At 51.1% G+C, this 25,655-nt stretch carries 20 protein-coding genes; 9 read left to right on the top strand and 11 right to left on the bottom strand.

Annotation, left to right across the window (positions count from 1 at the left end; translation table 11 throughout):
- Positions 1 to 37: 37 nt before the first annotated feature.
- The 4 genes from LDL70_RS09600 to LDL70_RS09585 all read right to left on the bottom strand — a co-directional run bounded on the left by LDL70_RS09600 (position 38) and on the right by LDL70_RS09585 (position 6,353).
- Complete coding sequence (locus tag LDL70_RS09600) at positions 38 to 988, bottom strand: YbhN family protein (protein WP_022709857.1); 951 nt, start codon at positions 986 to 988, stop codon at positions 38 to 40.
- Positions 989 to 1,161: 173 nt separating this feature from the next.
- Positions 1,162 to 2,943, bottom strand: coding sequence for a YbaL family putative K(+) efflux transporter (gene ybaL, locus LDL70_RS09595; protein WP_225684922.1), 1,782 nt, complete (start codon positions 2,941 to 2,943; stop codon positions 1,162 to 1,164).
- Between the two features lie 342 nt (positions 2,944 to 3,285).
- Positions 3,286 to 5,820, bottom strand: a complete 2,535-nt coding sequence (gene secD, locus LDL70_RS09590) for a protein translocase subunit SecD (RefSeq protein WP_225684921.1) — start codon at positions 5,818 to 5,820, stop codon at positions 3,286 to 3,288.
- 143 nt (positions 5,821 to 5,963) lie between these two features.
- Positions 5,964 to 6,353 carry a hypothetical protein gene (locus tag LDL70_RS09585; RefSeq protein WP_225684920.1) on the bottom strand — a complete coding sequence of 130 codons (390 nt, stop codon included), beginning with the start codon at positions 6,351 to 6,353 and terminating at the stop codon, positions 5,964 to 5,966.
- Positions 6,354 to 6,896: 543 nt separating this feature from the next.
- On the opposite strand from LDL70_RS09585, the gene LDL70_RS09580 reads away from it, so the two are divergent.
- The 3 genes from LDL70_RS09580 (at position 6,897) to LDL70_RS09570 (ending at position 12,597) form a co-directional block, all read left to right on the top strand.
- On the top strand, positions 6,897 to 9,239 hold the full coding sequence (locus LDL70_RS09580; RefSeq protein ID WP_170265286.1) for a mechanosensitive ion channel domain-containing protein: 2,343 nt from the start codon (positions 6,897 to 6,899) through the stop codon (positions 9,237 to 9,239).
- Between the two features lie 189 nt (positions 9,240 to 9,428).
- Positions 9,429 to 9,713 carry a hypothetical protein gene (locus tag LDL70_RS09575; RefSeq protein ID WP_022709852.1) on the top strand — a complete coding sequence of 95 codons (285 nt, stop codon included), beginning with the start codon at positions 9,429 to 9,431 and terminating at the stop codon, positions 9,711 to 9,713.
- 373 nt (positions 9,714 to 10,086) lie between these two features.
- Positions 10,087 to 12,597, top strand: coding sequence for an FAD-dependent oxidoreductase (locus LDL70_RS09570; protein WP_225684919.1), 2,511 nt, complete (start codon positions 10,087 to 10,089; stop codon positions 12,595 to 12,597).
- 114 nt (positions 12,598 to 12,711) lie between these two features.
- Here the strand turns inward: LDL70_RS09570 and LDL70_RS09565 are convergent, their stop codons facing one another.
- Positions 12,712 to 13,710, bottom strand: a complete 999-nt coding sequence (locus LDL70_RS09565) for a GlxA family transcriptional regulator (protein WP_022709850.1) — start codon at positions 13,708 to 13,710, stop codon at positions 12,712 to 12,714.
- A 588-nt stretch (positions 13,711 to 14,298) separates the two neighbouring features.
- On the opposite strand from LDL70_RS09565, the gene LDL70_RS09560 reads away from it, so the two are divergent.
- Complete coding sequence (locus LDL70_RS09560) at positions 14,299 to 14,433, top strand: entericidin A/B family lipoprotein (protein WP_075656425.1); 135 nt, start codon at positions 14,299 to 14,301, stop codon at positions 14,431 to 14,433.
- Between the two features lie 73 nt (positions 14,434 to 14,506).
- On the opposite strand, the gene LDL70_RS09555 is transcribed toward LDL70_RS09560, so the two are convergent.
- The 3 genes from LDL70_RS09555 to LDL70_RS09545 all read right to left on the bottom strand — a co-directional run bounded on the left by LDL70_RS09555 (position 14,507) and on the right by LDL70_RS09545 (position 17,680).
- Complete coding sequence (locus LDL70_RS09555) at positions 14,507 to 15,562, bottom strand: glycine betaine/L-proline ABC transporter ATP-binding protein (RefSeq protein WP_225684918.1); 1,056 nt, start codon at positions 15,560 to 15,562, stop codon at positions 14,507 to 14,509.
- Positions 15,552 to 16,442 carry a proline/glycine betaine ABC transporter permease gene (locus LDL70_RS09550; RefSeq protein WP_075656271.1) on the bottom strand — a complete coding sequence of 297 codons (891 nt, stop codon included), beginning with the start codon at positions 16,440 to 16,442 and terminating at the stop codon, positions 15,552 to 15,554. Before LDL70_RS09550 ends, LDL70_RS09555 begins: the two co-directional genes overlap by 11 nt.
- Before the next feature lie 227 nt (positions 16,443 to 16,669).
- Complete coding sequence (locus LDL70_RS09545; RefSeq protein WP_022709846.1) at positions 16,670 to 17,680, bottom strand: ABC transporter substrate-binding protein; 1,011 nt, start codon at positions 17,678 to 17,680, stop codon at positions 16,670 to 16,672.
- Positions 17,681 to 18,529: 849 nt separating this feature from the next.
- Here LDL70_RS09545 and LDL70_RS09540 point away from each other — a divergent pair.
- Positions 18,530 to 18,958, top strand: coding sequence for an EamA family transporter (locus tag LDL70_RS09540; protein ID WP_022709845.1), 429 nt, complete (start codon positions 18,530 to 18,532; stop codon positions 18,956 to 18,958).
- Here the strand turns inward: LDL70_RS09540 and LDL70_RS09535 are convergent.
- Entirely contained in the window at positions 18,955 to 19,740 is a 786-nt protein-coding gene (locus LDL70_RS09535) for a TSUP family transporter (RefSeq protein WP_075656427.1), read from the bottom strand. The two genes, LDL70_RS09540 and LDL70_RS09535, sit on opposite strands and share 4 nt — an antisense overlap.
- A gap of 359 nt (positions 19,741 to 20,099) precedes the next feature.
- On the opposite strand from LDL70_RS09535, the gene LDL70_RS09530 reads away from it, so the two are divergent.
- Complete coding sequence (locus LDL70_RS09530; protein WP_075656273.1) at positions 20,100 to 20,552, top strand: TerB family tellurite resistance protein; 453 nt, start codon at positions 20,100 to 20,102, stop codon at positions 20,550 to 20,552.
- Positions 20,553 to 20,616: 64 nt separating this feature from the next.
- Here the strand turns inward: LDL70_RS09530 and LDL70_RS09525 are convergent, their stop codons facing one another.
- Together LDL70_RS09525 and LDL70_RS09520 are read right to left on the bottom strand one after the other, a co-directional pair.
- Positions 20,617 to 21,666, bottom strand: a complete 1,050-nt coding sequence (locus tag LDL70_RS09525; RefSeq protein WP_225684917.1) for a P1 family peptidase — start codon at positions 21,664 to 21,666, stop codon at positions 20,617 to 20,619.
- Between the two features lie 37 nt (positions 21,667 to 21,703).
- The gene (locus LDL70_RS09520) at positions 21,704 to 22,774 is read right to left on the bottom strand and encodes an ABC transporter substrate-binding protein (RefSeq protein WP_225684916.1); all 1,071 of its coding nucleotides are present in this window, start codon (positions 22,772 to 22,774) and stop codon (positions 21,704 to 21,706) included.
- A gap of 479 nt (positions 22,775 to 23,253) precedes the next feature.
- Between LDL70_RS09520 and LDL70_RS09515 the strand changes: the two genes are divergently transcribed.
- The 3 genes from LDL70_RS09515 (at position 23,254) to LDL70_RS09505 (ending at position 25,481) form a co-directional block, all read left to right on the top strand.
- Positions 23,254 to 23,796 (top strand): flavin reductase family protein, encoded by a 543-nt coding sequence (locus tag LDL70_RS09515; protein WP_022709840.1) that lies wholly within the window; start codon positions 23,254 to 23,256, stop codon positions 23,794 to 23,796.
- A gap of 122 nt (positions 23,797 to 23,918) precedes the next feature.
- Positions 23,919 to 24,821, top strand: a complete 903-nt coding sequence (locus LDL70_RS09510) for an alpha/beta hydrolase (RefSeq protein WP_370637640.1) — start codon at positions 23,919 to 23,921, stop codon at positions 24,819 to 24,821.
- A gap of 171 nt (positions 24,822 to 24,992) precedes the next feature.
- On the top strand, positions 24,993 to 25,481 hold the full coding sequence (locus tag LDL70_RS09505; RefSeq protein WP_225684915.1) for a hypothetical protein: 489 nt from the start codon (positions 24,993 to 24,995) through the stop codon (positions 25,479 to 25,481).
- The last annotated feature ends 174 nt before the right edge of the window (positions 25,482 to 25,655 follow it).

Genomic DNA, 25,655 nt, shown 5'->3' with positions numbered 1-25,655 from the left:
AAAGCCGCGAAACTTAAGTTTCGCGGCTTTTTTGTTTTCAAGACTTGATATCAAGTTTGCGCTTTTTGGAGAATTCACTCTTCTCAAAAATCAGCACGACAATCAGAGAGATACCGAACGGTATCAGCAGATAGAGCAGGCGGAAGACAATCAGCGCCGCCAGCACATCGGCCGGATTGAGATTTGGCAGGCCGGTGATGAACAGAAACTCCAGAACGCCGAGACCACCCGGTGCATTGGAAATCAGAGCTGCCGAGAATGAGATCAGGAAAATACCCAGCACAATCAGAAAGCCCGGATGGTTCACTTCAGGCAGAGCGAAATAGATGATGCCTGCTGCACCGATCAGTTCCAGAGGGCCGATCAGCAACTGCCATGACACAACGGACAGGCGCGGATAGGACAGCTGGAATTTTGAGCCGATGCGCAAAGGCCGCAATTGCATGAAGCTGCCAAATACATAAAGCGCAACCAATACGAGAATGACGACACCGGCAGCTATTGCGAGGCTTTCAGGAATATCATTGTTAAAGCGCTGAAGCAGCTCCGGCTCAACGAGCAGAACAATAGCACTGAGGATCAGCGTGCCGAGCGCAAAGGTGAAAGAGCAGAAACCGACCAGAACGGCAACTTCCGCACCGGAAAGACCTTTGGAAGAATAGGCACGGTAGCGGACAACCGCACCGGAAATAACCGAAGCACCGATATTATGGGACAGGGCATAAGCAGTGAAAGAGCACAGGCTGATAAACAGCCATGAGATTTTTTTGTGCAAATGCTTGAGCGCGATGCGGTCGTAACCGGCCAGCGCCATATAGGAAAGCAATGCACAGGAAGCACTCAGCAGCCATTGTTTCAGGGTAATCGCCGCGAGACTGTCAATTACATCCTCAAGAGAAATGCTGCGCAGTTCATTATACAGAAGCCATACGGATACAATAACCGCGCCGATGCCGATTGTCGGCCAGATGTAATCTTTCCATTTCATCTATCAGATGACACCCTTTTGTTGTTGGTGTGGTCACACAAGTCATCACCGGAATTCCGTCTTTTAAGGGCGGATGTCTGCTGATTGATTCCACATCACTCATTTGTAACAGGTATTCACATGTTGTCAGTTTTTATACTTCGTCACTTTTAACGATTTTTATGTCTTAATCATTAATTTATGGAACTTAAGGGTTCTTCAGGTGAAGTTTCTGTCAAGTTTTTTACATAATCTGTCTTTGTTTCGGAAATTTTTCCGAGAATGCCGCGGGCAATTTCTTCTTCTGCCAGAATAATCGTACCAATCCCGAGATCACGCAGATAATCAGCTTCAACTACCGATTCAGCACGGGCAATAATATGCAGGGACGGATTGATCTGACCGGCCTGTGCAATAACACGCGCTGTCTCAAATGCATAAGGCAGAGCGAGGATCAGGCATTGAGCATTTGCAAGACCGGCTCTGGCCAGTGCATCGGCATCGGCGGCATTGCCGAGAATAACTTCGACACCTGTTTCACGTAATTCTGTGGCCGGTTTTTCGGCATTCTCAATCACGACGAGCGGGCGCTTTTCTTCAATCAGTCTGGCTGCAACACGCGAGCCCACCTCACCATAACCGGCAATGATTGTGTGACCGGTTTGTGTGGTTGCATAGGTGCTGAAATCATCTGCCGCATTGTCTTTGTCATCAGCCTCGAGATCTGTGACATCTGCTGATTGTTTCGCTCCAAGCTTTCTTTCAATAAACGGGCGCAGTTTTTCAAAGCCGATAAAGACCAGCGGATTACAGAGAATGGAAAGAATAGCACCGGCCAGCACCAGATCGCGTGCTTCCGGCGGCATGATTTTCAGCGATACGCCAAGACCGGCCAGAATGAATGAGAATTCACCGATTTGCGCAAGGCTGGCAGAAATGGTCAGTGCGGTGCCTGTCGGATGTTTGAACGCGCGCACAATAAAAAAAGCGGCAGCGGATTTTCCGATCATGATAATCAGCAATGTCGCCAGCAGGGACAGAGGATTATTAATCAGCACCATCGGATCGAATAACATGCCGACCGAGACAAAAAACAACACCGCAAATGCATCACGCAGCGGCAGGGATTCCTCGGCCGCCTGATGGCTGAGTTCCGATTCACTCATCACCATACCGGCAAAAAATGCACCCAGTGCCAGTGAGACGCCGAACAGGTTGGCAGCGCCAAAGGCCACGCCAAGCGCAATGGCCAGCACACCGAGGCGGAAGAGTTCACGCGAGCCGCTGGCGGAAATCACTTCAAGCACCCATGGCACAACTCTTTTGCCGACAATCAGCATCAGTGCAATGAAGACCGCGATTTTGATCAGTGTCAGCAGGATAATACCGGTAATGCCAAGCCCCAGATACGAAGCTATCGGATCTGACGGAACCGTGCCGGAATTACCATGTAAAAGACCGGCAATGGCTGGCATCAAGACGAGTGTCAGCACCATGACCAGATCTTCAACAATCAGCCAGCCGACGGCGATGCGGCCGCGATCGGTTTCCATCAGGCGGCGTTCCTGCATAGCGCGCAGTAGCACAACGGTCGATGCCGTGGAGAGAGCCAGACCAAAAACCACAGAGCCTGTGAAATCCCAGCCGATAATCAGGCCGAGGCCGGTGCCAAGAGCGGTTGCGGCAAAAATCTGCGCCAGCGCTCCCGGAACCGCGATGGCTTTGACCGACAACAGTTCCTTGACGGAGAAATGCAAGCCGACACCAAACATCAGCAGGATGACGCCGATTTCAGCAAGCTGCAGTGTCAGTTCCTGATCGGCAACAAAACCCGGGGTGTAAGGGCCGCAGAGAACACCGGCGAGGAGATAACCCACCAGCGGAGAAATGCGGAGGCGATTGGCGATAGCCCCGAACAGAAAGGCCAGACACAGACCAACAACAATCGTAGCGATCAGGGGAGTGTCGTGAGGCATAGCGGCTTGTCCTTATAAAACCAAAGTCCGTTGAGTGAAACTCAGTGGACTTTGGTTAAGCCCGAGTGGCGATTGAACTTTCCAAAGCGCGATGCGTAGCATCACATTGCCTTGCGATAAGCGTCTTTTGCCGTTTGTCTCAACTGCAATCTCGGCGGAATTATGCAGGTTCAGAAAAAGGGCAAAGCAGAGAAGGGGATATCGCGCGGCTTTAGAGCGCCGTGCGTCCAATTGGACGCATAAAGGACGCTCTAATATTTAAATGGAGCATCGGAATAATCCGAAAACCGAATACACTTTTCGGTCCGATGCTCTATGCCGCGCGATAAGATCGTGTCTTTGTTACTTGGCAGTCACTGCGTCGTCTGTCTCGCCGAGGCCGCGCTTATGAGTGCGCTCCCACCAGGTGCCGAGCAGCATCAGGATCGGTGCTGCAATGAAGATCGACGATGTGGTTGCAATGAATACACCGAACAGCATCGGGATCGCGAAGTTCTCAACCGCGCTGCCGCCCCAGATTGCCATCGGAAGAACAGCAAGGAAGGTACAAAGCGAGGTGTAGATACAACGGGCGAAAACCTGATTGATACTCAGATCAATGATTTCACGCAGCGGCTTGGCCTTATACATACGCATATTTTCACGCATACGATCATAGACCACCACCTTATCATTGACCGAGTAACCGACCAGTGTCAGCACGGCCGCAATCGCTGTAAGGTTGAAGTCGAGCTGGGTGATGACGAAGAACCCGACCAGCTTGGTGGTATCGAGTACCAGCGTGGCAATCGCACCCACGGCGAAATACCATTCAAACCGCCACCAGAGATAGATCAGCATCGCACCGGCAGCCAGTACCAGAGCGATAAAGCCGGAACGTGCAAGCTCGCCGCTGACCTTTGGCCCCACGACTTCTGTACGTTCGATCTTCACATCCTTGTCGATCGACTGAACAGCTTCACGAACCTTGTTAACCGCAACTGTCTGCGCTTCTTCACCGCCATCCTGACGCTGAACGCGGATCAGAACATTTTCTGGGCTGCCGGCATTCTGCAATGCGACTTCACCCAGACCAAGTCCGCCGAGCGAGGAACGTAATTGTCCCAGATCAGCCGGTTGGGATGTGGTGATTTCAACCTGAATACCGCCGGTAAAATCGAGACCGTAATTCAGACCTGGTTTGAAGAACAGGAACAGAGAGGCAATGGACAGAACCACAGATACCAGAATCCCGAAATAACGGGCTTTCATAAACTGATAATTGGTGTTTTCCGGTGCAACACGAACCCAAGGTTCAATCTGCAGAACCTTCAGCTTACGGCGGCGGACAGACCATGCCATGATGATGCGAACGACCGAAACAGCCGTAAACATGGAAATGGCGATACCGAGCATCATGGTGATAGCGAAGCCGCGAACAGGGCCGGTACCGAACATGAACAGCAGAACGGTTGCAATCACCGAGGTGACGTTGGCGTCAACAATGGTTGAATAAGCGGAGTTGAAGCCTTTATCGAGCGCAGCCATAGCGCCCATGCCTTTTTTGGTTTCCTCACGAATACGCTCGTTAATAAGAATATTCGCATCCACAGCAATACCAATACTGAGGATAACACCGGCTATACCGGGCAGGGTCAGCGTTGCCCCGATCAGGGTCAGTGCTGCAAAGGTCAGAACAATATTCAGAAGCAGCGCGAAATTCGCGATCATACCCCAAACACCGTAGAGCATGATGATGAATGCGGCGACCAGAATAAAGCCGAGAATACCGGTATAGACACCCATTTTAATGGCATCGCCGCCGAGATCCGGACCAACGGTACGTTCTTCAATAACTGTCAGCGGCGCAGGCAATGCACCGGCACGCAGCAGGGCGGACAGAACCACAGTATCTTCAACAGTGAACTGACCGCTGATCTGGCCGGAGCCACCGGTGATCGGCTCACGGATTGTCGGTGCAGACAGAACCTTGTCATCAAGAACGATAGCGAAAGGACGGTTCACGTTCTTTGTGGTGATTTCAGCAAACTGACGGGCACCCTGACTGTCAAAACGGAACGAAACAATCGGCTCGTTTGAGCGCTGGTCAAAACCGGCGCGCGCATCGGTCAGGCGTTCACCGCTGAGTGCGACCTGATCTTCGATCGGATATTTAATGTCCGGATTTTTGGAATCTTCCATAATCGTGACGCCCGGAGGCGGCGGGCTGTTCGGATCTGCATCCGCAACCATATGGAAGGCCATTTTAGCCGTTGAGCCCAGCAGCTGACGCAGCTGTGTCGGATCCTGCAGACCCGGCAACTGAACTACGATACGGTCACTGCCGACGCGCTGAATTGACGGTTCGGAAACACCGACCTGATCCACACGCTGACGGATGATCTCAAGGCTCTGGGTGAGGGCGCTGTCGAGACGGTAGTTGAAACCGGCTTCTGTCAGCGACAGACGGATCTGTTCGCCCGGCGTTGTCACATCAATATCATTGATCGGTGTACCGAAACCGCTGGTCGATACAGGATTAATCAGGGTTTTCAGTGCTGTTACCGCACGGTCACGCTGCGCAGTATCGGCAATATTGACCAGAACCGCATCGCCGGCCACACGAATGGACTGTGGCTGAATGCGTTCTGAGCGCAGCTTGCTGCGTGCATCATCCAGCAATGTACGCAGACGGTCTTTTTTCAGACCGGCAGCATCCACTTCAAGGACGAGATAGGAACCGCCGCGAAGATCAAGCCCGAGTGTGACCTGATTTTTCGGGAACCAGCCGGGCATATTTTCCAGCTGTTGCTTGGTAAAGACGTTCGGCAGGGCAATGAATATGCCCGCCAGAATGATGAGACTGTAAAGATATACAGCCCATTTGGGTGTACGCATGAGAGTAATCCGGTCCGATTGTTTGCGGCAGGAATGGCTATATTCAGACAGACCGTGCCGTAATGCAGATGGAAATTATAAGACCTGTCAGACAAATAAAGTCCAATAGGGCTTATTTTAAAAGAACTGCCGGAAAGCAGAATTTAAATTTGGAAGAAAGCAGGCGGTGCGCGGGCGCGGATAGCGCTGCGGCGGGCATCGGTCTGCGGGTTATGCTGAATGCGCAGAACGGATGCGGAAATGAAAGCTGCCAGAAGGGCAAATAATGCAGGCACAATGAAAGTGCCGTCAGCACTGAAAGGCAGAGCCTTGCTGCTGAAATAAAGCGCAGGGGTAAGAATTGCCCGAACCGGCGCTGTCAGCGTGCTGTTCGGCGCACGCCCTGAAGGATCAGTGGTCTGAACGCTTTGGCGATCCTGCACCAGAGCTGCGGTCTGATAGCTGATTGAGTTTTGATCACCGGCAGTAATTAATACCGATTGCAGAGCCAGCAGTCCGGACAGAAACCACAGCAGGCCGAAAGAATAAAGCACAGTGCGAAGAGACAGCCAGTGCTGTTCCTGTCGTGCTTTCCCCGTTATCGCGCTGCAAAGTCTGGATCTGAAAATTGTTCCGGCTCGCTTTTGTCCTGATTTGCGAAAATCATGTCTGACTTGCGTAAATTTGCAGAAGGTCTCCGGCTTATGCAAATTTACTGTTTCATCTCATTAACCATTCAGCATCTTAATCACAAGGAAAATAGCTGACATGACACGGCTTTGTTGCATTTTGCTGACAAAAAACAGTTATGTCTGCTGACGACCTGCACGAGAAGATAAACAATTTCTCTGTGACATGAAGCTGTGGCCTTAATCTTATTTGCGCCTATATTGTGCATAAGAAAGCAGCGTTTGCGCCCATTTATTTCTATGCTGTTATTTGTGGATTGACGGCTCTGAAAAAGCCCCGGAAAAGTCAATAATATGAATCGGAAGCAGCAGTTTATTGAGAGACAGATTTTGAAACTCCTATCAGCAATCTCCTTAAGGTTTTTATTGTGCTTTGTATTGCTGATATCGGGCATTGCTGCAGGGAGCGTGACCGGAAACGGCTGGGATATGGCTCAGGCGCAATCCGTGTCGCAAAATCTGGCAGCGCAACAAAAGACGATTGTCGAGGACTTGCGCGTCCAGATTGATGAGATCGGCAAAACTCTCGATAAATCCAAAAGCAATGATGAAACGCTGGCCAATATTAAGGTCAAGCTTGAGGGAATTTCCAAAAAGCTTCTCGATGCCGGTTTGGCCTTTCGCCCGCGTCTGAGCGAAATTAATTCACGCCTTGACCAGATGGGACCTCCGCCTGCGGAAGGTAAACCTGCTGAATCCGAAATTGTTGCAACAGAGCGGGAGCGACTGACGGCAGAAAAGGCCGAGATCAATACGGTTCTCGGCTTTACCGAAGATGCATCGGTACAGGCCAATCAGCTGATTGAGAAAATCGGCTCTATGCGCCGTGACCTGTTTACGCAGACCCTGTCTCAGCGTGTTGATATTAACACGGCGCTGGTGACCGAGGTTATCAATGCGGCCGGTTATGAAACCAAGACATTCTATTATCTGCTGAAATCATGGTGGGATTTCACGCTCTATCCGCGCCTGTGGACATTGCTTGGTGTTTTGGCGATTTCCGTTATTCCGGCATTGCTTATTCACTTAAGTGCAAGGCGCTGGCTCGCCGATCTTTATGAGCGCGATCCGCTGGAGGACAGACCGAGCTATCTCAGCCGTTTGTCCGTTGCCTTCTGGTCAACAGTCATTCCGTCTGTGGCGATTGTCGTGTTTCTGGGGCTGGTCTATGTGTTGTTCCAGCGTTTCGATCTGCTGCGGCCTGATGTGGCGCAGTTACTGGCTGCCTTATTTTCTCTTTTCTGTGTGGTGCTGTTTATTTACCGGCTGGCACGGGGCGTGCTTAGTCCCGATATGCCGAACTGGCGTCTGTTGCCGATTGCACCGAAGCCCGCGCAAATCCTGATCTGGTTGCTGACAGCCGCTGCGATTACGCAGAGTATTGAATATTTTCTGGAAATTCTGAATGGCGTGATGTCTTCGCCCTTGTCGCTGACTGTGGCGAAAAGTGTGATCGGCACAGCAATGGTTGGTGCTCTGCTGCTGGCGATTGCCTTCCTGAAACCGATTCAGAATCCGAGAACCGGTGAATTGCGCGAATGGCCGAAACTCACCAAGATCATTCTGATCGTGCTGGGACTAGTGCCGATTTGTGCCGCGATTTTTGGTTATATCGGTCTTGCCCGTTTTGTGGCGCAGCAGATTGTGGTGACAGGTGCGTTTATCGTCACCATGTATCTCGGCTTTCTGACTGCACGCGCCATTACCCATGAGAAAGCTTTTGCCAATACCAGTCTCGGGCGGAAGCTGCGGGACAAGTTTAATGCCAATGAGGCTACGCTGGATCAGCTGGGGCTGCTGGCGGGTATTGTCATTAATCTTATCGTTTTGCTGATTGGTGTGCCGCTGGTTCTGATGCAGTTCGGCTTCCAGTGGTCGGAAATGAGCACGAGTTTTGTGCGGATTATGACCGGTTTCCAGATCGGTAATTTCTCGATTTCGCTGCTGAGCATTCTGACCGGTATTGTGCTGTTCATTATGGGTTACTTCCTGACAAGGTTGTTCCAGAACTGGCTGGACGGCAGTGTCATGGCACGCGGGCGTATTGATCCGGGTGTGCGTAATTCCATCAAAACCGTGGTTGGCTATGTCGGTCTGGCTTTGTCGGGGCTGCTTGGTATTTCAGCTGCCGGGATCAATCTCTCCAGCCTTGCGCTGGTCGCCGGTGGTCTTTCGCTTGGTATCGGTTTCGGCTTGCAGAATATTGTCTCGAACTTTGTTTCGGGTCTGATCCTGCTGGCTGAGCGCCCGCTGAAGGTCGGAGACTGGGTACAGACTGGCACTGTCAGCGGTTTTGTGAAAAAGATCAGCGTGCGTGCAACGGAAGTGGAAACCTTCCAGCGCGAGACGATTATTGTGCCGAACTCGACGCTGATTAATGACAATGTCGGCAACTGGACGCATCGTAACAAACTTGGCCGTTCCGATATGCAGCTTCTGATCGGGTATCGTACCGATGTGCGCCGGATTCAGGCAATGCTGTTTGAAATTGCCAAGGAAACGCCGCTGGTTCTGAAAAATCCGGAGCCGATGGTGTTTCTGATTAATATGACCGAGCTGGTCAGCAGCAATATGATGATGCGCTTCGAAATCCGTATTTTTCTGGCCGATATCACCAGCGCTCTCGGTGTACGTAATGAATTGCAATTCACGATTGTTGAGCGGTTTGCAGCAGAAGGGATCAGTGTGATGCCTTTGCCGTCTCCGATTCCTTTGCCTGAGCCGCATGTAAATTCAGAAGAGGTCGCTTAGAGCTGATCATGAAGGAAATGCCAGAAAGTTGTTCGATTCTTGTCTGGATTAAGCTTTAATTAACTTCTCATTCAGTTGCGGTTCATCGGCAATGATTATAAATAAGGCCATGAAATGATGCGGTGCAGACTAAAATGTGACTGACACAGAGATTGAAACCGCAGTGAAGTTCAGAGTTTGAGGAGTGCTATGGTGAATATGAAAAAAACCGGATTTGGCAGCCTTGTTATGATTGCAGGCATTCTGGCCGGATCAGCATCTGCTTTGGCAGCATCCGTCCTGAACAGCGACAGCACAGCACAGACGCTTGTGGTGACGGAAGGTTCTTCCAAGCAGCAGGTGACAGTGCAGCCCGGTGAAACAGTATCAATCTGCCCGAGCGGCTGTTTTGTGACCTTTCCGAACGGCGACCGCGAGGCGCTGACGGGCAATGAGGCCATCACAATTCTCAATGGCGGCGGTACGCATAAATAACCGCTTCAAAGCGACTGATTTTTTAAAAGCCGCAATGGTCACAACCGTTGCGGCTTTTTCTTATGCTTAAAGCAGCAATCCTTGTTTTGACATTGCCTGCGCGGGTGAATTTACACTGCGGAGAGGTCGCGTCGCGGCGCTTTTCGGCTGTGTCGCAAACAGACCTTACAAGTCACTGAACTGACAGCATAGTAAGCGCAATCTGCTTTGAAACACCGGAAGAATGGTGCGCCTCAAGGTGGGAGATTTGCGCCCTGCCACGTTATGACCGCACCGGATAAAGGGGCTGAAATAACAGGCTGTATCAGAATGTTGCAGTGCCGGACCGCTTCAGAACAAGACGCGGCATTGCCGGTTCAGAGGATGAAGTTTCATGAAGACCCATGCCCGTGCGGTGGTTATTGGTGGCGGTGTGGTAGGCGTGTCAACGCTCTATCATCTGGCGAAGAAAGGCTGGGCAGATTCTGTGCTGATCGAGCGCAAAGAACTGACCTCCGGCTCGACATGGCATGCGGCGGGGCTTTTGCCTCTGTTCAATCTGAGCTATTCGGTCGGGCAGATTCACAAATATTCCGTCAAATTCTATCAGGAACTGGAAAAAGAGACCGGTCTGAATGTCGGTTTCAGTAAGTGCACCAATATTCGCTTGGCGCGCACCAAAGACCGCTGGGACGAATATATGTATTATGCCGGTGTGGCGAAGACCATTGGTGTACCGGTGAATATTCTGACGCCGGAACAGGTCAAAGAAGTCTGGCCGCTGGCGGAAACGGACGGTATTCTCGGCGCGATCCAGCATCCGGATGACGGTTATATCCAGCCTGCCGATCTCACACAGGCGCTGGCAAAAGGTGCCCGTGATATGGGCGCTACGATTTACCGTTACACCACTGTGACCGGTATTGAACAATTGCCGGACGGCAAATGGCTGGTGAAGACCGACAAGGGTGATATTACCGCTGATCACGTTGTGTCCGCTTCCGGCAGTTTCGCTGCGAAAACCGGCAAGATGGTCGGCCTGACTGTGCCGGTTGTGCCGGTCGAGCATCAATATATTGTCACCGAGCCGCATCCGGCAATCATAGAGCGCAAATCCAAAGGCCTGCCGGAAATGGGCGTGCTGCGCGAAAGTGACAGCTCGTGGTATATGCGTGAGGAAAATGGCGGGTTGTTGCTCGGGCCTTACGAAATCGGCGCGCCGGTCTGTTATCAGGACGGCCCGTCTGACGAGAGCGAATATGAGCTGTTTCAGGAAGATCTCGAACGCCTGATGCCATATATTGAAACCGCAATTGCGCGTGTGCCTGCCTTTGGCGAGGTGGGGATCAAGAAAGTTTATAATGGTGCGATTGCCTATACGCCGGATGGTAATCCGATTATCGGACCTGCACCGGGGCTGAAGAATTTCTGGCTCAATGAAGGCCATTCCTTTGGTGTGACTGCTGCGGGTGGTGCCGGCTGGCAGCTGGCCGAATGGATTGTCGAGGGCGAACCATCCATTGATATGATGGGCGTCGATCCGCGCCGTTTCGGCCCTTATGTGACTGAAGGCTATCTCAAGGAAAAAGCGGAAGAAGCCTATGCCGATGTTTTCACCGTGCATTATCCTGATGAGGAGCGCACGGCTGCGCGTCCGCTGAAGCGCTCACCGTCTTATGATCGCCAGAAGGCCTTGGGCGGTGTGTTCGGTTCCGTCTATGGTTGGGAGCGTGCCAACTGGTTTGCACCGGAGGGCTATGGCATTGATGTTGCATCGCTGGATAAGCCGGATGTGCTGCTGAACCATAATCATCCGGAGCCGGATGCCAATGGTAAGGTTCAGGAACTCTGGTCGTTCCGCCGCTCGAATTATTTCGAGCATGTCGGCAATGAAGTGAAGAATGTCACCAATAATGTCGGCCTGCTGGATATGTCACCTTTCGCCAAGATGGAAGTGACCGGTTCCGGCGCGCGCCAGTGGCTGGAAAGCATTCTCGCCAATCGTGTGCCGAAGAAACAAGGCCGCGTGGCACTGAGCCATATGCTGACACCGCAGGGTGGTGTGCAGAGCGAATTCACCGTCTATGAGTGGAAGCCAGGCAGCTTCTATCTGGTGTCCGCCGGTGCCTATGAGAATATCGATCATGATTATCTCTATCAGCTGGCGCCGAAAGACGGTTCGGTTATTCTGCGTCCGATCACCCAGAAATATGGTGTGCTGGTTCTTGCGGGGCCGAATAGCCGTAAAGTTTTGCAGAAACTGACCCGCACCAGCCTGTCTAATGAAGACTTCCCTTGGCTGACAGGTAAGGAAATCAGCGTCGGCACTGCAACTGCCCATGCATTGCGCGTCAACTTTGTTGGCGAGCTGGGCTGGGAGCTGCATCATCCGATTGAACAGCAGAACACGATCTATGATCTGGTGATGGAAGCCGGTGCTGCATTCGGTATCAAGCCGTTTGGCATCCGCGCCATGCTGTCGATGGGGATTGAAAAATCCTATCGTCTGATCCCGCGCGAAATGTCAGTGGAATATAATGCCTTTGAATCCGGTCTGGATCGCTTTGTTCATCCGAATAAAGGTGAGTTTATCGGTCGTGATGCAGCTGTGGCTGCCCGCGAAAAAGGCCTGCGCTGGAATTTTGTGACGCTTGAAATTCACGGTGTTGAGGATGCTGATGCCCGCGGTTCCGAGGCGATTTACAAAGACGGCAAGCTGGTTGGTCGTGCCACCAATGGCGGCTTTGCTTGGCGTCTCAATAAGAGCATTGCACTGGCAATGGTAAAGCCGGAACATGCTGCAATCGGAACGGAGCTGGAAATCAATATTCTCGGCAAAAACTACAAGGCGACGATCGTATCTGAATCGCCGTTTGATCCTGAAAATGAACGCCTGAGAGCTTAAAACTCTCCGTCATTGCAAAGACAAAATCACCGGCATTTCCTTTGAGATGCCGGTGATTTTTTATGGATTGAGCGCAAAATAAAAAGGTCGGTAAAACTGGCCTTTGCAGTGTTTCTAAGCAGCAATCAGCTGTTTTCTGTCGGCACGTTCCTGCTGTGGTGAACGGCCGTAAAGTTCGCGATAGCATTTTGAGAAATGCGAGGCGGAGACAAAGCCGCAGGCAACAGCCACTTCAACCACCGGCATAGAAGACTGGATCAGCAGATGGCGGGCGCGGTCAAGACGGATTTCCAGATAATAGCGGGCAGGGGAACGCCCCATTTCCTGACGGAACAGGCGTTCAATCTGGCGGCGGGACAGGCCGACATTACCGGCGACATCCAGTAGTGACAGAGGTTCTGTGAGGCAACCTTCCATCATTTCAATGATTGAGAGTACCTTGGAATTCTGTACGCCGAGACGGGCACGCAGTGGCAGGCGCTGGCGGTCATGCGGTTTACGTACGCGATCAGTCAGTGCCTGTTCGCAAATGCTGTTGACCAGATTTTCATCAAAATCATCGCCGATCAGTTTCAGCATCATATCCAGTGCCGCGGTGCCGCCTGCACAGGTGTAGAGATTGCTGTCGATCTCAAACAGATCCGCATAGACCTCAGCCTTCGGAAAAGTTTCAGAAAAGCCCGGCAGATTTTCCCAGTGAATAGCGCAGCGTTTGCCGGAGAGCAGTCCGGCTGATGCCAGAATATGCGCGCCGGTGCACAATCCGCCAACGGAAATGCCGCGATTATAGGATTCACGGAGCCATGCCAGTGCAGATTTATTCTGATAATTTTCGACATGAACGCCTGAACAGACAAATACCATGCTGGGGCGGTTCTCGCCGATAAGATTGCGGCGTTCATCATCCAGCGATGTGTTTGCAGCAATTTCAATATCACTGGATGCCATGACAGGCTTACCGTCTGCGGAGGCCAGCCGCCAGCGATAGGCTTCAAAACCGAGCATACGATTGGCAATGCGCAATGGCTCAATCGCCGTGGCAAAAGCAATCATAGAAAAATTCGGCACCAGAAAAAAGACAATAGACCGCTTAAGCCGTGCTTTATCATTCATGGCCATGTTCCCGCATTTTCAGAGCTGTCATGTCGTAAAACAAGATGCTCAATTATTAATTTGTGCAGATCAGATCGGGCCAGAGAAGAGCCGGGTTTATCCTTTAAGGTGCTTTTCCCGTAAAACACTCTCTGTTTTGTCTGAACCGCTTTGTATAGTTTGATCTCTGACAGGCCGGTTTTCTGTCCCACACAGACGGCGCAATCAGGATATCGGTATTGAGACATATTCTTTGGTCTTAGGGAAGTGCGGCCAAATGCCTGTCGCGAAATGGTAATTTTGTATCGAAAAATGGCGTGCAGACGCAAATTTTTTGTAATCTTAGAATTGGTGTAAAATGAAATTATGTCGCGAACGCTATATTGTTTGCGTCTCTTGATATTGTGCAAGGCACAGCCGGTAAGGCGCTCAATTATTTCCTGAATTATGTTTTAGTGATGCAACCAGAAAGGGGCGTTCCGCGTTCCTTGTCATGAAACTGTTTGTTTTCTGTCAGGAGTGATGCGGTTTTCTAAGGTTATTCTTTGGGAAAACGCCCCATATCTGACAGGCGATCAGGTTTTGGCTCATGATTTGGGAGATATCTTGATGAAAACTTCTGTATTCGCCCCGCTTGTAATTGTTATTTGTGCGCTGTCGCTGGCCGCTTGTGCCAATACGGTGCGCGGTGTCGGTAAGGACGTGAAAGACACCGGCCGTGCTGTTCAGCAGACCATTGAGTAAATAGCACACAAAATACTTTAAAAGCCTGCATTGAGGGATCAATGCAGGCTTTTGCTATTTACGCGTCTAAAGTTTAACGGCGTATCATCGCAGCCATAACTGAGCTGACAGAGGTCTGGCCGATGATGATGCCTTTTTCGCAGCATACATTGACCTGTTCAGTTTTTTCATCCACGAGCTTGCGCATTGCCTCTTCCAGCAGCGTATCAAAACGGATTACCGGCAGATTGGTGTCTGCACCTTGCGGGGGTGTCATAATTGTATCCACACGGATAACCCGCCCGCGATTGACCTCCTGCACAAAGCTTTCAATATAAGCATCTGCCGGATGAAGCACGATATCCTGACCTGTGCCTTGCTGAATAATTTCACCGTCACGCAAAATGGCAATCCGGTCACCCAGCCGCAAAGCCTCATCCAGATCATGCGTGATAAATACAATGGTCTTTTTGATCTCTTTTTGCAGATCGAGCAGCACAGATTGCATATCCACGCGGATCAGCGGATCAAGCGCGGAAAAGGCTTCATCCATTAGCAGGATCGGTGCATCATTGGTCAGCGCACGGGCAAGTCCCACGCGCTGCTGCATACCGCCGGAAAGCTGGTTCGGATATTTTTCCTCAAAGCCTTTCAGGCCGACGCGTTCAACCCAGCGATGGGCTTCTTCCAGCTGTCTGGTACGCGGCACCCCTTGTATCTCCAGTCCGTAGACGGTGTTTTCCAAAACTGTGCGATGCGGCAACAGGGCAAATTTCTGAAACACCATCGCGGTTTTGTGCCGCCGGAATGCGCGCAATTGCGCAGGCGTCATGGTGACCACATCTTCATCACCGACCAGAAGTTCACCGCTGGTCGGGTCAATCAACCGGTTAATATGGCGGATAAGGGTGGATTTGCCGGAGCCGGACAAGCCCATCACCACCTGAATACAACCCGCAGGCATATCAATATTAATGTCGCGCAGCCCCAGAATATGCCCATGCTTGTCATTCAGTTCTGCTTTGGTCATGCCTTCTCTGACAAGCTGCACATAGGCTTTCGGATCATGACCGAAGATCTTGTAGAGATTGCGGATGGAGATGCCGGCTGCAGGTGTCTCAGCCGTCGATACAGACGGATTATTGGCCATGCGTGATCTCCAGATGTTTCTGCAACCGTGCGCCATAGGCCTGACTGATGCGGTCAAAAATAATGGCAATACCGACAATGGCCATGCCGTTGAAAATACCCAAAGTGAAATACTGGTTGGAAATGGCTTTAAGCACCGGCTGTCCCAGCCCTTGCACGCCGATCATCGAGGCAATCACCACCATGGCCAGCGCCATCATAATTGTCTGATTGATACCCGCCATAATCGTTGGCAAAGCCAGCGGCAGCTGCACATTTTTGAGTTTTTGCCACGGGGATGAGCCGAAAGCATCTGCCGCCTCCAGCACGTCACGGTCAACCTGCCTGATGCCGAGATTGGTCAGGCGGATAATCGGCGGAATGGCGTAGATAACCACGGCAATCAGCCCCGGTACACGACCGATACCAAGCAGCATCACTACCGGAATGAGATAAACAAAGCTTGGCATGGTCTGCATAATATCCAGCACAGGGCTGATGACACTTTGCAGGCGGTTGGATTTGGCCATCAGAATGCCGGTCGGGATGCCGACGAGAATGGCGATAACCGTACAGACAAAAATCATCGAGATTGTCTTCATCGTATCATCCCACATGCCGAGATAGCCGATGATAAACAAAGTGATGACAGAGCCGATGGTGATTTTGATGCTGCGGCTGGAGAACCATGCGATTGCGGCAATGAGCAATAATATAACCGGCCAAGGTGTGCCTGTCATAAAGCGTTCTGCCTGAATCAGAAAATATTGCAGCGGGTTGAAAAAGCCCTCAATGGCATCCCCGTAGGCACGGGTGAAGCTGCGGAATGTCTCGTCAATGGCTTTTTTGAGATTGGTAAGTGTCGCATTGTCGAGATTGGGAAAGCGGTACAGCCAGTCCATGAAGCGTCTGTTCTCCGATTTGCAACTCATTCAATTTTTAAAACACTCCCTGTCCGGCATGATGAGGCCGGACAGGGATTTTTGAAGAGGCTTTGTCACTGATAAAAATCAGTGACTAGAGCGGTTTACATCCAGATTGGATCATAGCGCTCGCTCTAGATTCTTTTCATTGTCGCATGTTCGCGGTAGCTCAAATGAATTCATTTGAGCGCGACATGCTCTAAGGATCAGATCGCAGCTTTCACTTTCTCAGCAACATCTGCCGGAACCCACTTCGTCCACATATCTTCCTGTGTTTTCAGGAAGTGAACGGCAGCCTGTTCACCGGTTGCCTGATTGTCGGTCATCCATGCGAGCAGCTTGTTTAGCGTTTCATTCGACCATGACCGGTTTTTCAGATAATCGAGGGCAGGGCCTGCACGATCAGAGAATTTCTTGGTGACCAGTGTTTGCACACGATCTTTCGGCCAGCCGTTTTTCTTCGGATCTGGGCAGTCGAGCACTGTGTTGCAGCGTTTCCATTCGGCTTCATCAATGTCATAGCCGGTTTTCAGCATAACCATTTCATATTTGCCGAGCAGGGCGGTTGGTGCCCAATAGAAGGCAGCAATCGGCTCTTTGCGCTCATTGGCTTTGGCGATAGCGCCGTCCAGACCTGCTGCGGATCCGGTATCGATCAGGTTGAAACCGGCCTTTTCAAATTCAAAAGCCTTGTAGAACTGGCTGGTAACAACCGTGCCACCCCAACCCGGTGCACCATTATAAATAGCACCCTTGGATGGATTTTCCGGATCGGGAAACAGATCAGGATGTTTCAGCAAATCGTCGAAGGTTTTAATGTCAGGGTTTTTGTCGGCAATATATTTTGGAATCCACCAGCCCTGTTCACCGCCATCGGGCAGGGACTCGGAAACAGCAATAATTTTACCGTCATCAAAACCTTTTTTAACAATATCGGGTAGCAGATCGACCCAGCCTTCCGGAGCAATATCCGGCTGACCTTTTTCTACCATGGATGTGATGGTCGGTACTGTATCGCCGACAACGATCTCCGCATTGCAGCCATAGCCTGCGGTGAGAATGATTTTATCAAGATTGGAAAGCAGTTCTGCGGACTGCCAGTTCATATTGGAAATGGTGACTTCACCGCATTCGGCAGCTTGTGCAGACACAGACATCATACCGGAAGCCGTCAAAAGACCGGCGGCCAGAATAGTTGAAGCAAAGAGCCTCTTCATATGTGTTCTCCTATTCCCTGTGGTACCGGTTGTTATCTGTCTTCCGGTGGTACCGGTGCCGGAGACAGTTAATTTTTTATAATGATATGCAATATTCTAAGCAGCAAACTGTGCGGCTTCACAACGACGATCTGTAACGAATTAGCGACATTCCTATTTAAAGAGTGAAAAACTTTGCTGCTGTCAGTTGTTTTGTGACAGAAGAGAAATGGAGTGCTTCAGTTTTAAAAATGTGACTTATTTTGTCATGAAGATTTTGTGGATAATATTTAGCTTGGTGTAAAATCAGATAAAAATAGTGATATTATACTTTGAGTGATTTTAAGTATCACTTTGATAGTAAAGAGGTTTTTGGAAGCCGTAGGCAGCCTGTGCTACAGGCGCGAAAAAACTCGCTCTGGCATAACAGGCGGGGAAGATTTCTCAGAATTTAGAGCTGGGAAAATACAGGTGCAGGCTTGGCTGCGGCTGCGCATAGAGAGCAGATACGGCAAAAACCGCGCTATCGCTTTTAAGCTTGCGCGGTGATTGCCAAAATACGCTTGGCTTATCTGCCTCACTCAACGCGGCAGATAAAATACAACTCCGGTACGCAGTACCTGATCCGGAGCGGGAGACATAAATGTCTCTTATCCACTCTTTTAAACACACATCGTTACCGTTCGGTTATCAAGAGTTTAACGGGTGGTAAATATGCAATTTTTTTGATTGTTTTTCTCTCGGCATGCAGATTATTTCTATTGTGCAATACATTAAATAATGGGCTGCGTGACCATTATTGTTAGTAGCATCTGAAAACTCAGAAGATTATTTACAAGAAACGCAGAAGATAAAGTTAAGGAACAGGCAATGACGGAAAGCTGGCAATTCTGGGCGCTGGTATCAGCTGCATTTGCGGCACTGACAGCAATTTTTGCCAAGCTGGGTATTGCCGGAATTAATTCGGATTTTGCGACCTTTATCCGTACATTGGTGATTATCGCAGCCTTGTGTCTGTTCCTCACAATCAGCGGACAGTGGCAGAAAACATCCGATATTTCGGCCAAGAGCTGGTTGTTTCTGGTTCTGTCAGGGCTGGCAACCGGTGCGTCATGGATCGCTTATTTTCGTGCGCTTAAAATCGGGGATGCCGCGCGTGTTGCGCCGGTAGACAAGCTCTCAATCATTATGGTGGCAATTTTCGGTGTGGTTTTTCTCGGCGAAAAGCTCTCCGCGATAAACTGGGCCGGTGTGGTGATGATCGCAGGCGGTGTTATTCTGCTGACCTTAAAAGTTTAAAACCCGATCCAGAGACGCAGCGGATTGCTTGGCTCCATCAGCAGGCGGATTGTCAGCAGGATACAGGTAATAATTAGCAATGGCTTGATGAGGCCTGCGCCGACACGCATTGCCAGATGGGCACCGGCTGTGGCGCCGAACATTTGGGCGACACCCATCACCAAGCCGATTTTCCAGTTAATCGCACCGAAGGCCAAAAAGGTCAGGAAGCTGCCGAAATTCGAGGCAAAGTTGAGCAATTTTGTGTGGGCGGTTGCTTTGAGCAGGCCATAGCCTGCCAGCGACACAAAGCACAGCATGAAGAATGAGCCGGTGCCGGGGCCAAACAAGCCGTCATAAAAACCGATCAGCGGCACGATGGTTACGCCGAAGAGAAACGGCTTCATACGCTGAACGCGGCTGACATCGCCTGCATTCGGTTTCAGGGCGAAGTAAATGGCGATAGCGATCAACAGAATTGGCAGCAAGCCATAGAGAAAGTCACCCGGAATATAGGTGGCCAGCAGGGCACCAAGCACAGCACCGAGACCGGACATTAAAGCTTGCGGCAATTGCTCTTTGATATTGACATGGCCTTTGCGCGCATAAGACAGGGTTGCGGAAGATGAGCCGAACAGCGATTGCAACTTGTTGGTACCCAGTGCCTCAACAGGGGGAATACCGGCCAGCATCAGCGCCGGAACGGTAATCATACCACCGCCGCCTGCAATCGCGTCAATAAATCCGGCAATAAAACCGGCAAGAGCGAGCAGCAAAAGCAGGGAATCAATGGAGGCGGTCATAGACGCGAACATGGGGGAACCGTTCAGAACTGTGCAGCGGGTCTTGCGGAGAGGGGCAAAGCAGGCGGCGGGCTTTTATGTTGGGAGCAATTCATAAAGACTGCCGGATAGAGGTGCAAGATGGGACAGAACAATAACGGGATTGTTTACTTAGAGCGCCGTGCGCCTGTTTGGGCGCACACAGGTCGCTCTAACACCTTTAAAGCAGAGCATAATTCTACCTTAAACTGATCCAGGTTTAAGAAATTATGCTCGATGCTTGTCTTATTTCTAAAGAGTTGCAAGGCAGGGCTTGTCATTTGGCCGCAGTCTTGCCAACACTGCATTTCTTAAAAGACTTGCGTTTTTCGGGGACGATGATGAGTGAAACGATTTTTGAGCGTATCAGCGCTTATCTGAGCAAAAAGACTGCTGTGCAGCGCCTGTCGGAGGATCCGGCTCTGGTCTCCGAATTGTTGCTGCTGGTGCGGTTGGTTTTTGCCGACGGACAGAAAAATCAGGCTGAAATGAATGCATTATTGCGCATCATGCAGCATGATTTTGATATCAAGCCGGAAGAACTGCCTGAAGTGGCAGATTATCTGAAAACCTTCTCCTATGAGACGACCAGTACCCAGGCCGCCGCTTTGTTCAGCGAAATGGTGCCGGAACGCCGTCAGTCGCTTGTCGGACATCTGCTGACCATTGCAAAAGCGGATAATGAAATTCATCCGGCGGAAAGTGCATTGATTGCCCGTGTGGTTGAGCAGCTGAATGTTACACCGGAAGAGCTGTTTGAGCGCCGCCAGAACAGCGGACAGGTTGAAGATTAAGCACACTCACTCACGCGGGGTAATCAACAAAGAAAAAGCGCGCCCCGACCGGCGCGCTTTTTATTTATTCTCCGGCCATGTTCCAGCAGGAGAACAGATCATTTTCTCTCGGCTTGGCATGATAAACTCCGCGTGCCACAGCGCGTGCCATGGTTGAAGCCGCAGCGGCACAAAGATCAATGAAATCTTCAACCGAGGGTTCAATGCCGCTGGCACCGGTGGCGAGTGCAAAGATCAGATCACCGTCATAAGGTGTATGTGCAGGCCAGATCGCGCGGGAGTAACCGTCATGAGCAGCAATCGCCAGACGCTTGGCCTGCGCTTTTGTTAGAATCGCATCGGTGGCAATGGTGCCGATGGTAGTATTCGCGGCAGGTGGTAATGCCGTGCCGTTGTCACGGAATTTGATGCGCAGGTCTGTTGCATTTGCAGGCATAGGTGAGGGGTAACCAATCCCGCCGAATTCATTATCCTGCTCAAATGGTGCAGCCCAGAAGTGTTTTGTATCGCCGACTGTGACAGAGCCGACAGCATTGACTGCAACCAGTGCGCCCATAGTCATGCCATTCGGCAGTCTGTGAGAGGCGGAGCCAAGCCCGCCTTTGAAACCGGCGACCAGAGCACCGGCACCGGCACCATAACTGCCAAGTTCAAATTCTTCTGCCGCATTTTCCGCTGCCAGATAGCCAAGCTCGCGATAGGGCGGGTAACGTCCCCAGTCTTTGTTGCCGCCATTATGCATGTCAAAGAGAATGGCCGAGGGGACAATCGGAATATAATGCCCTGCCGCTTCAAAACCGATTTTTCTCTCGCGCAAGTAAGCCTGCACACCGGAAGCGGAATCGAGACCGAATGCCGAACCGCCGGAAAGCACAATCGCATTCACGCTTTGCACGGTATTATGGGGCTCCAGCAGATCGGTTTCCCGCGCTCCGGGCGCGCCGCCGAGCACTTGCACCGCAGCGGTGGTTTCGCGGTCGCAGAGAATAGTTGTGACGCCGGTTTTGATATGCTCGTCCTGCGCATTGCCAACCCGCAGCCCCGCCACATCGGTAATCAGATTTCGCGGGCCGGAAACAGTGGTGTTGTGGCTGTGGCTCAGCGGCTTTGTCATTTTCTGTCCCCCTATTTTGGTTTTCCCATTTTTGATTTTATTGCACCGGTTCAAAATCCTTGCCGTTAAAGCGCATCAGCCGGTAGGGATTTTCCTGCCGCAAACCTGCAGGTGTAAAGCTGACGGTGCCGCCGGCTGTTTCAAAACGGGTTGAGTATAAAAGCTCGGCAGCGGTTTTTTGCGTTTCTGACGGATCGGTCAGGATCTGTGCGGCAATTTGCAGGGCGCTATAGGCCTCTAATGCATAACCATCAGCCTTCATATCCTGCGTATCCGGTTGCTTTTCAGCCATAGCGGTAATGGCTTTAACTGCACTTTCTGACGAAGCCTGTGTAATGGCTTCAGGAATGGCACTCATCAGCAGTCCTGCTGGCAACGGGTTTTGCGGATCAACGCGCAGAAATGTTTCGCTGCCTGCTATTGTCAAAGGCCAGTTGGCAGCTGCTGCACTGCGGGCAATGACTGAAGCATCATCTCCTTCACCGCCGAGCAGAATATGGTTGATACCCGCACGTTTCAGCCGTGAGATTAAAGCATTTTGCGAGGTTTGTGCCGGACGGTAAGTGTCGGTCAATGCCGGTTCAAGGCCGCGGGATTTGAAAGTCAGCAGAGCATCGCGCGCAAAGTCACGACCCTGAACGGTTCCGTCTTCAATCAAAGCAAAAGGAGCGGTGCGCCAGAGGGGGGCGAGCTTATCAGCGAGAACTGCCGTTGCGAGCTTGCGATCCGGCTGCAACCGGAAAATACCAAAACTCTGTCTGGTTTCCTGCTCAAGAATTGTAGGCTGGCGACTGCCGAGACTGAGAATGGCTATGCCGTCGCGCGCCAGTACCGGTGCCGCACCTTCCAGCGATTCACTGCACAGATAGCCGATAACGACTTTGACTTTGGCCTGTCTGAGTTTCTCAGCTGTGGCTGCATCCTGATCTGCTTTGCAATATTCCTGCATATAGACAAGGCTGACCGGATATTGGTTTTGAATTTTAGCCGCTTCCGCACCAAGCATGATCTGTTTTGCCAGCGTGGCATAAGGCCCTTCAAAAGGGGCAACAATACCGATTTGCAGGGGAGAATTATCAGCCTGTGTCTGGCCGTGAGCAGTGCTCATGGTCAGCGCTGATAGTCCGGTACAAAGACAGTAAAGCGTGGCGGCAAGTCTCATGAGATGCGGATTCAACCTTGATAAGAAAATTCTGCCCTCAGAGGTAGTGTGTTCTGCATCTGCTTGCAATGGCTTAGTATCTGATCCAAAACCGCCTGACTTGGCTGCAAATGGCAATTTTCTCCGCTTCCGTACTCACATACATTAAGTACGCTCCGTGCGGATGCTCAAAAATCACCATTTTCGCTTGTGTCAGTCGCTTTTTGATTCAGATACTTAAACTTGTTCTGGCCACACCTGCATAACTGTGCTGATTTTCTGTTGTCGTGTTTAGAATTCTGCTTTTATAGAGTTAAACGACAGTCCTCACTGTCATTTGATTGCTAAAATCGAAGAGTTGGTACTGTAAAGTGGGCACCGGACGTGTAAGAGGGTGTTGAAATCTTATGCGCATTTTATAGTGGTGCACTGGCAGAGCGATATAAATGAATATGGTAAAGTCTATTGTGACGACAAATCAGGCTGTGGATCCGCTGAACTATCGCAATGCGATGAGCCAGTTTGCCGGTGCTGTGAATATTGTGACGACTGACGGTCCGGCCGGACGCCGTGCTCTGACGCTTTCTGCCGGTTGCTCCGTATCGGATAATCCGGCGACCATTCTGATCTGCCTGCAGCGTGTGCATACCGATAATCTGATGTTCATTGAAAACGGTGTTTTTGCTTTCAATGTGCTTCATGCGGGGCAAAAAGATCTCGCGGAGGCTTTTGCCGGCCGCAATCACCTGACCATGGAAGAGCGTTTTGCCTTGGCTGAGTGGGATGTTATGGCGACAGGCTCGCCGGTTCTCAAAGGCGCGCTGGCAAGTCTCGATTGTAAGATCATCTCACGTCAGGATCATGCCACGCATCATGTTCTGTTCGGGGAAGTGCTGGCCTTGCGGCAGATTTCTGCGGAACAGTCGCAGGCCGAGGGCAATGAAGCGCTGGTTTATCTCAACCGCTCCTATCATCAGCTCAAAATCTGAAGCCTGTTAATTAAACGAGACTTGGTTTGACAAAAAAGCCCGTGCGCAGCACTCTGCGCGCGGGTATTTTTATTATGAGAATGCTCAAGGACTAAAAGGGGAGGCTGCAAAGGGAGATTGCAGTGGGAGTTTTGGGAATTTCATTGCGACCTGCGGGGGCGCTGGTTCTGGTTGCGGGATTATTCTGCGCTGGTGCGGCTCATGCGCAACCGCAGTTACAGCCTTTCAAAGACGACTTGTTTTCTGCACAGACCGTGCTGAAAAGCGCCGATGGCGGCAATTATCTCATCCTCGATTATAATGAAATGCGCGACATTAACGGGCGCGACACCATTGTAGAGAAGCGGGTGCAGGATAAATATGTCTCGCTGAAAATACGGGCGCAGCAGAAGGATGTTGCTGTGCCGACTGCAGCGGGCGTGGTGAAGACCTATCAGGTCGGCAAATTGACACCGCAGACCTCCATGATTGTGCTCTATCTCCATGGTAAAGGCGGCAACCGCCATCAGGGCGTGAATGACTTTACATTTGGCGGTAATTTTAACCGGCTTAAAAATCTGGTGGTGCAGGGCGGCGGTGTTTATCTCGTTCCGGATTTTTCGGATTTCGCAGCCAAGGGAACTTCAGAAATTTCCGGTTTGATTGCTGCCATGAAGCAGCAGGCACCACGCGCCAGGGTGATTGTCACCTGCGGTTCAGCGGGTGGTGTGCTGTGCTGGCAATTGACTGCGGATGCAACCGCGGCGCAGCAGATTGACGGGCTGGCACTGCTTGGCTCCCTCTGGGATGACCAGTTCCGCAAGAGCGTTGCATTTAAACGCAAGGTTCCGGTTTTCCTAAGCCATGGTAGTCGTGATCCGGTTTTTGCGATTGACAGTCAGGAAGCTTTTTACCGGTCTTTGCGCAAAACAAAGGGCGGATATCCGGTGGTGATGCATCGTTATGAAAGCGGCAATCACGGTACGCCGATCCGCATGACAGACTGGCGGGTGGTATTGAACTGGCTGGTCAGCAAGGCTCCATAAAATCTGTTGCGGATAATGGCCGTGCAGGACATTTTGACTGTGGAGCATGAAGGATTGTTGGTCAGTGTGACTGTGCTGCCACTCGACATTTGGGAAAAAGCGAATAGGTTCGGCTCAGAAAAAAGTGACGATTTCACTGCAATAACATCTGTTTTATGAATGAGGCATGGTATGCGCACCAGTACAGGTTCCGCAAAACGTTTTGTACTTCTGGCAATGTTTGCTCCGCTGGTTGCCGCCTGTACCACAACATCCAACACAACTCCGGCTCCGACAACGGCTGCTGCACAGGCGCCGGTTCCGGTTGCTTCGCAAATGCCTAGCTTCCCGCAATTCGTGCGCAGCAATGTAGCGCCTGAACTGGCAAATCCGTGCATTACAGCAGCGGCTAACCGTTATTATATTCCGGAGCGCGTGGTTACTGCTGTAGACAGCCGTCCGGGCGGCGGTGGCAATACGGATGTGATCCTGAAAGTGGATTCCCGTGATGCACGCTGCACAATCAGCGCCAACGGCACTGTGCGTTCGGTTGTTGATACCAGCCCGATGAGCGCCGATCAGCGCGCAGCCAATGAAGCAGCTGCTAAAGCACCTGCAGCAACGCCTGCCAAGGCTGCACCTGTGAAAAAAGCCGCAGCAAAACAGAAAAAAGCCAGCTGATTTTTTAGAGCGCCGTGCGCCCTCCCGGGCGCACAAAGGTCGCTCTAACATTTTATAGGCTGAGAATTACAAAAAAGCCGCTCTTAATACAGAGCGGCTTTTTTGTTTGAGAAAATGATTCCGATAGTGGTGCTAACCATCTGAAATCATTGTGTAGATAAAGAAAAGGCCGCG

The sequence above is a fragment of the Pseudochrobactrum sp. XF203 genome, assembly GCF_020341615.1.
GTDB lineage: Bacteria > Pseudomonadota > Alphaproteobacteria > Rhizobiales > Rhizobiaceae > Pseudochrobactrum > Pseudochrobactrum saccharolyticum.
This window is presented reverse-complemented; position numbering and strand designations above follow the sequence as displayed.

What these genes read in the sequence shown, in the direction of transcription:
- LDL70_RS09545 (WP_022709846.1), bottom strand. Translation starts at nt 17,680, where the DNA reads ATGAAGAGGCTCTTTGCTTCAACTATTCTGGCCGCCGGTCTTTTGACG.
- LDL70_RS09600 (WP_022709857.1), bottom strand. Translation starts at nt 988, where the DNA reads ATGAAATGGAAAGATTACATCTGGCCGACAATCGGCATCGGCGCGGTT.
- LDL70_RS09530 (WP_075656273.1), top strand. Translation starts at nt 20,100, where the DNA reads ATGAGTGAAACGATTTTTGAGCGTATCAGCGCTTATCTGAGCAAAAAG.
- LDL70_RS09505 (WP_225684915.1), top strand. Translation starts at nt 24,993, where the DNA reads ATGCGCACCAGTACAGGTTCCGCAAAACGTTTTGTACTTCTGGCAATG.
- LDL70_RS09525 (WP_225684917.1), bottom strand. Translation starts at nt 21,666, where the DNA reads ATGACAAAGCCGCTGAGCCACAGCCACAACACCACTGTTTCCGGCCCG.
- LDL70_RS09565 (WP_022709850.1), bottom strand. Translation starts at nt 13,710, where the DNA reads ATGAATGATAAAGCACGGCTTAAGCGGTCTATTGTCTTTTTTCTGGTG.
- LDL70_RS09555 (WP_225684918.1), bottom strand. Translation starts at nt 15,562, where the DNA reads ATGGCCAATAATCCGTCTGTATCGACGGCTGAGACACCTGCAGCCGGC.
- LDL70_RS09535 (WP_075656427.1), bottom strand. Translation starts at nt 19,740, where the DNA reads ATGACCGCCTCCATTGATTCCCTGCTTTTGCTGCTCGCTCTTGCCGGT.
- LDL70_RS09550 (WP_075656271.1), bottom strand. Translation starts at nt 16,442, where the DNA reads ATGGACTGGCTGTACCGCTTTCCCAATCTCGACAATGCGACACTTACC.
- LDL70_RS09520 (WP_225684916.1), bottom strand. Translation starts at nt 22,774, where the DNA reads ATGAGCACTGCTCACGGCCAGACACAGGCTGATAATTCTCCCCTGCAA.
- LDL70_RS09560 (WP_075656425.1), top strand. Translation starts at nt 14,299, where the DNA reads ATGAAAACTTCTGTATTCGCCCCGCTTGTAATTGTTATTTGTGCGCTG.
- LDL70_RS09575 (WP_022709852.1), top strand. Translation starts at nt 9,429, where the DNA reads ATGGTGAATATGAAAAAAACCGGATTTGGCAGCCTTGTTATGATTGCA.
- LDL70_RS09540 (WP_022709845.1), top strand. Translation starts at nt 18,530, where the DNA reads ATGACGGAAAGCTGGCAATTCTGGGCGCTGGTATCAGCTGCATTTGCG.
- LDL70_RS09515 (WP_022709840.1), top strand. Translation starts at nt 23,254, where the DNA reads ATGAATATGGTAAAGTCTATTGTGACGACAAATCAGGCTGTGGATCCG.
- ybaL (WP_225684922.1), bottom strand. Translation starts at nt 2,943, where the DNA reads ATGCCTCACGACACTCCCCTGATCGCTACGATTGTTGTTGGTCTGTGT.
- secD (WP_225684921.1), bottom strand. Translation starts at nt 5,820, where the DNA reads ATGCGTACACCCAAATGGGCTGTATATCTTTACAGTCTCATCATTCTG.
- LDL70_RS09570 (WP_225684919.1), top strand. Translation starts at nt 10,087, where the DNA reads ATGAAGACCCATGCCCGTGCGGTGGTTATTGGTGGCGGTGTGGTAGGC.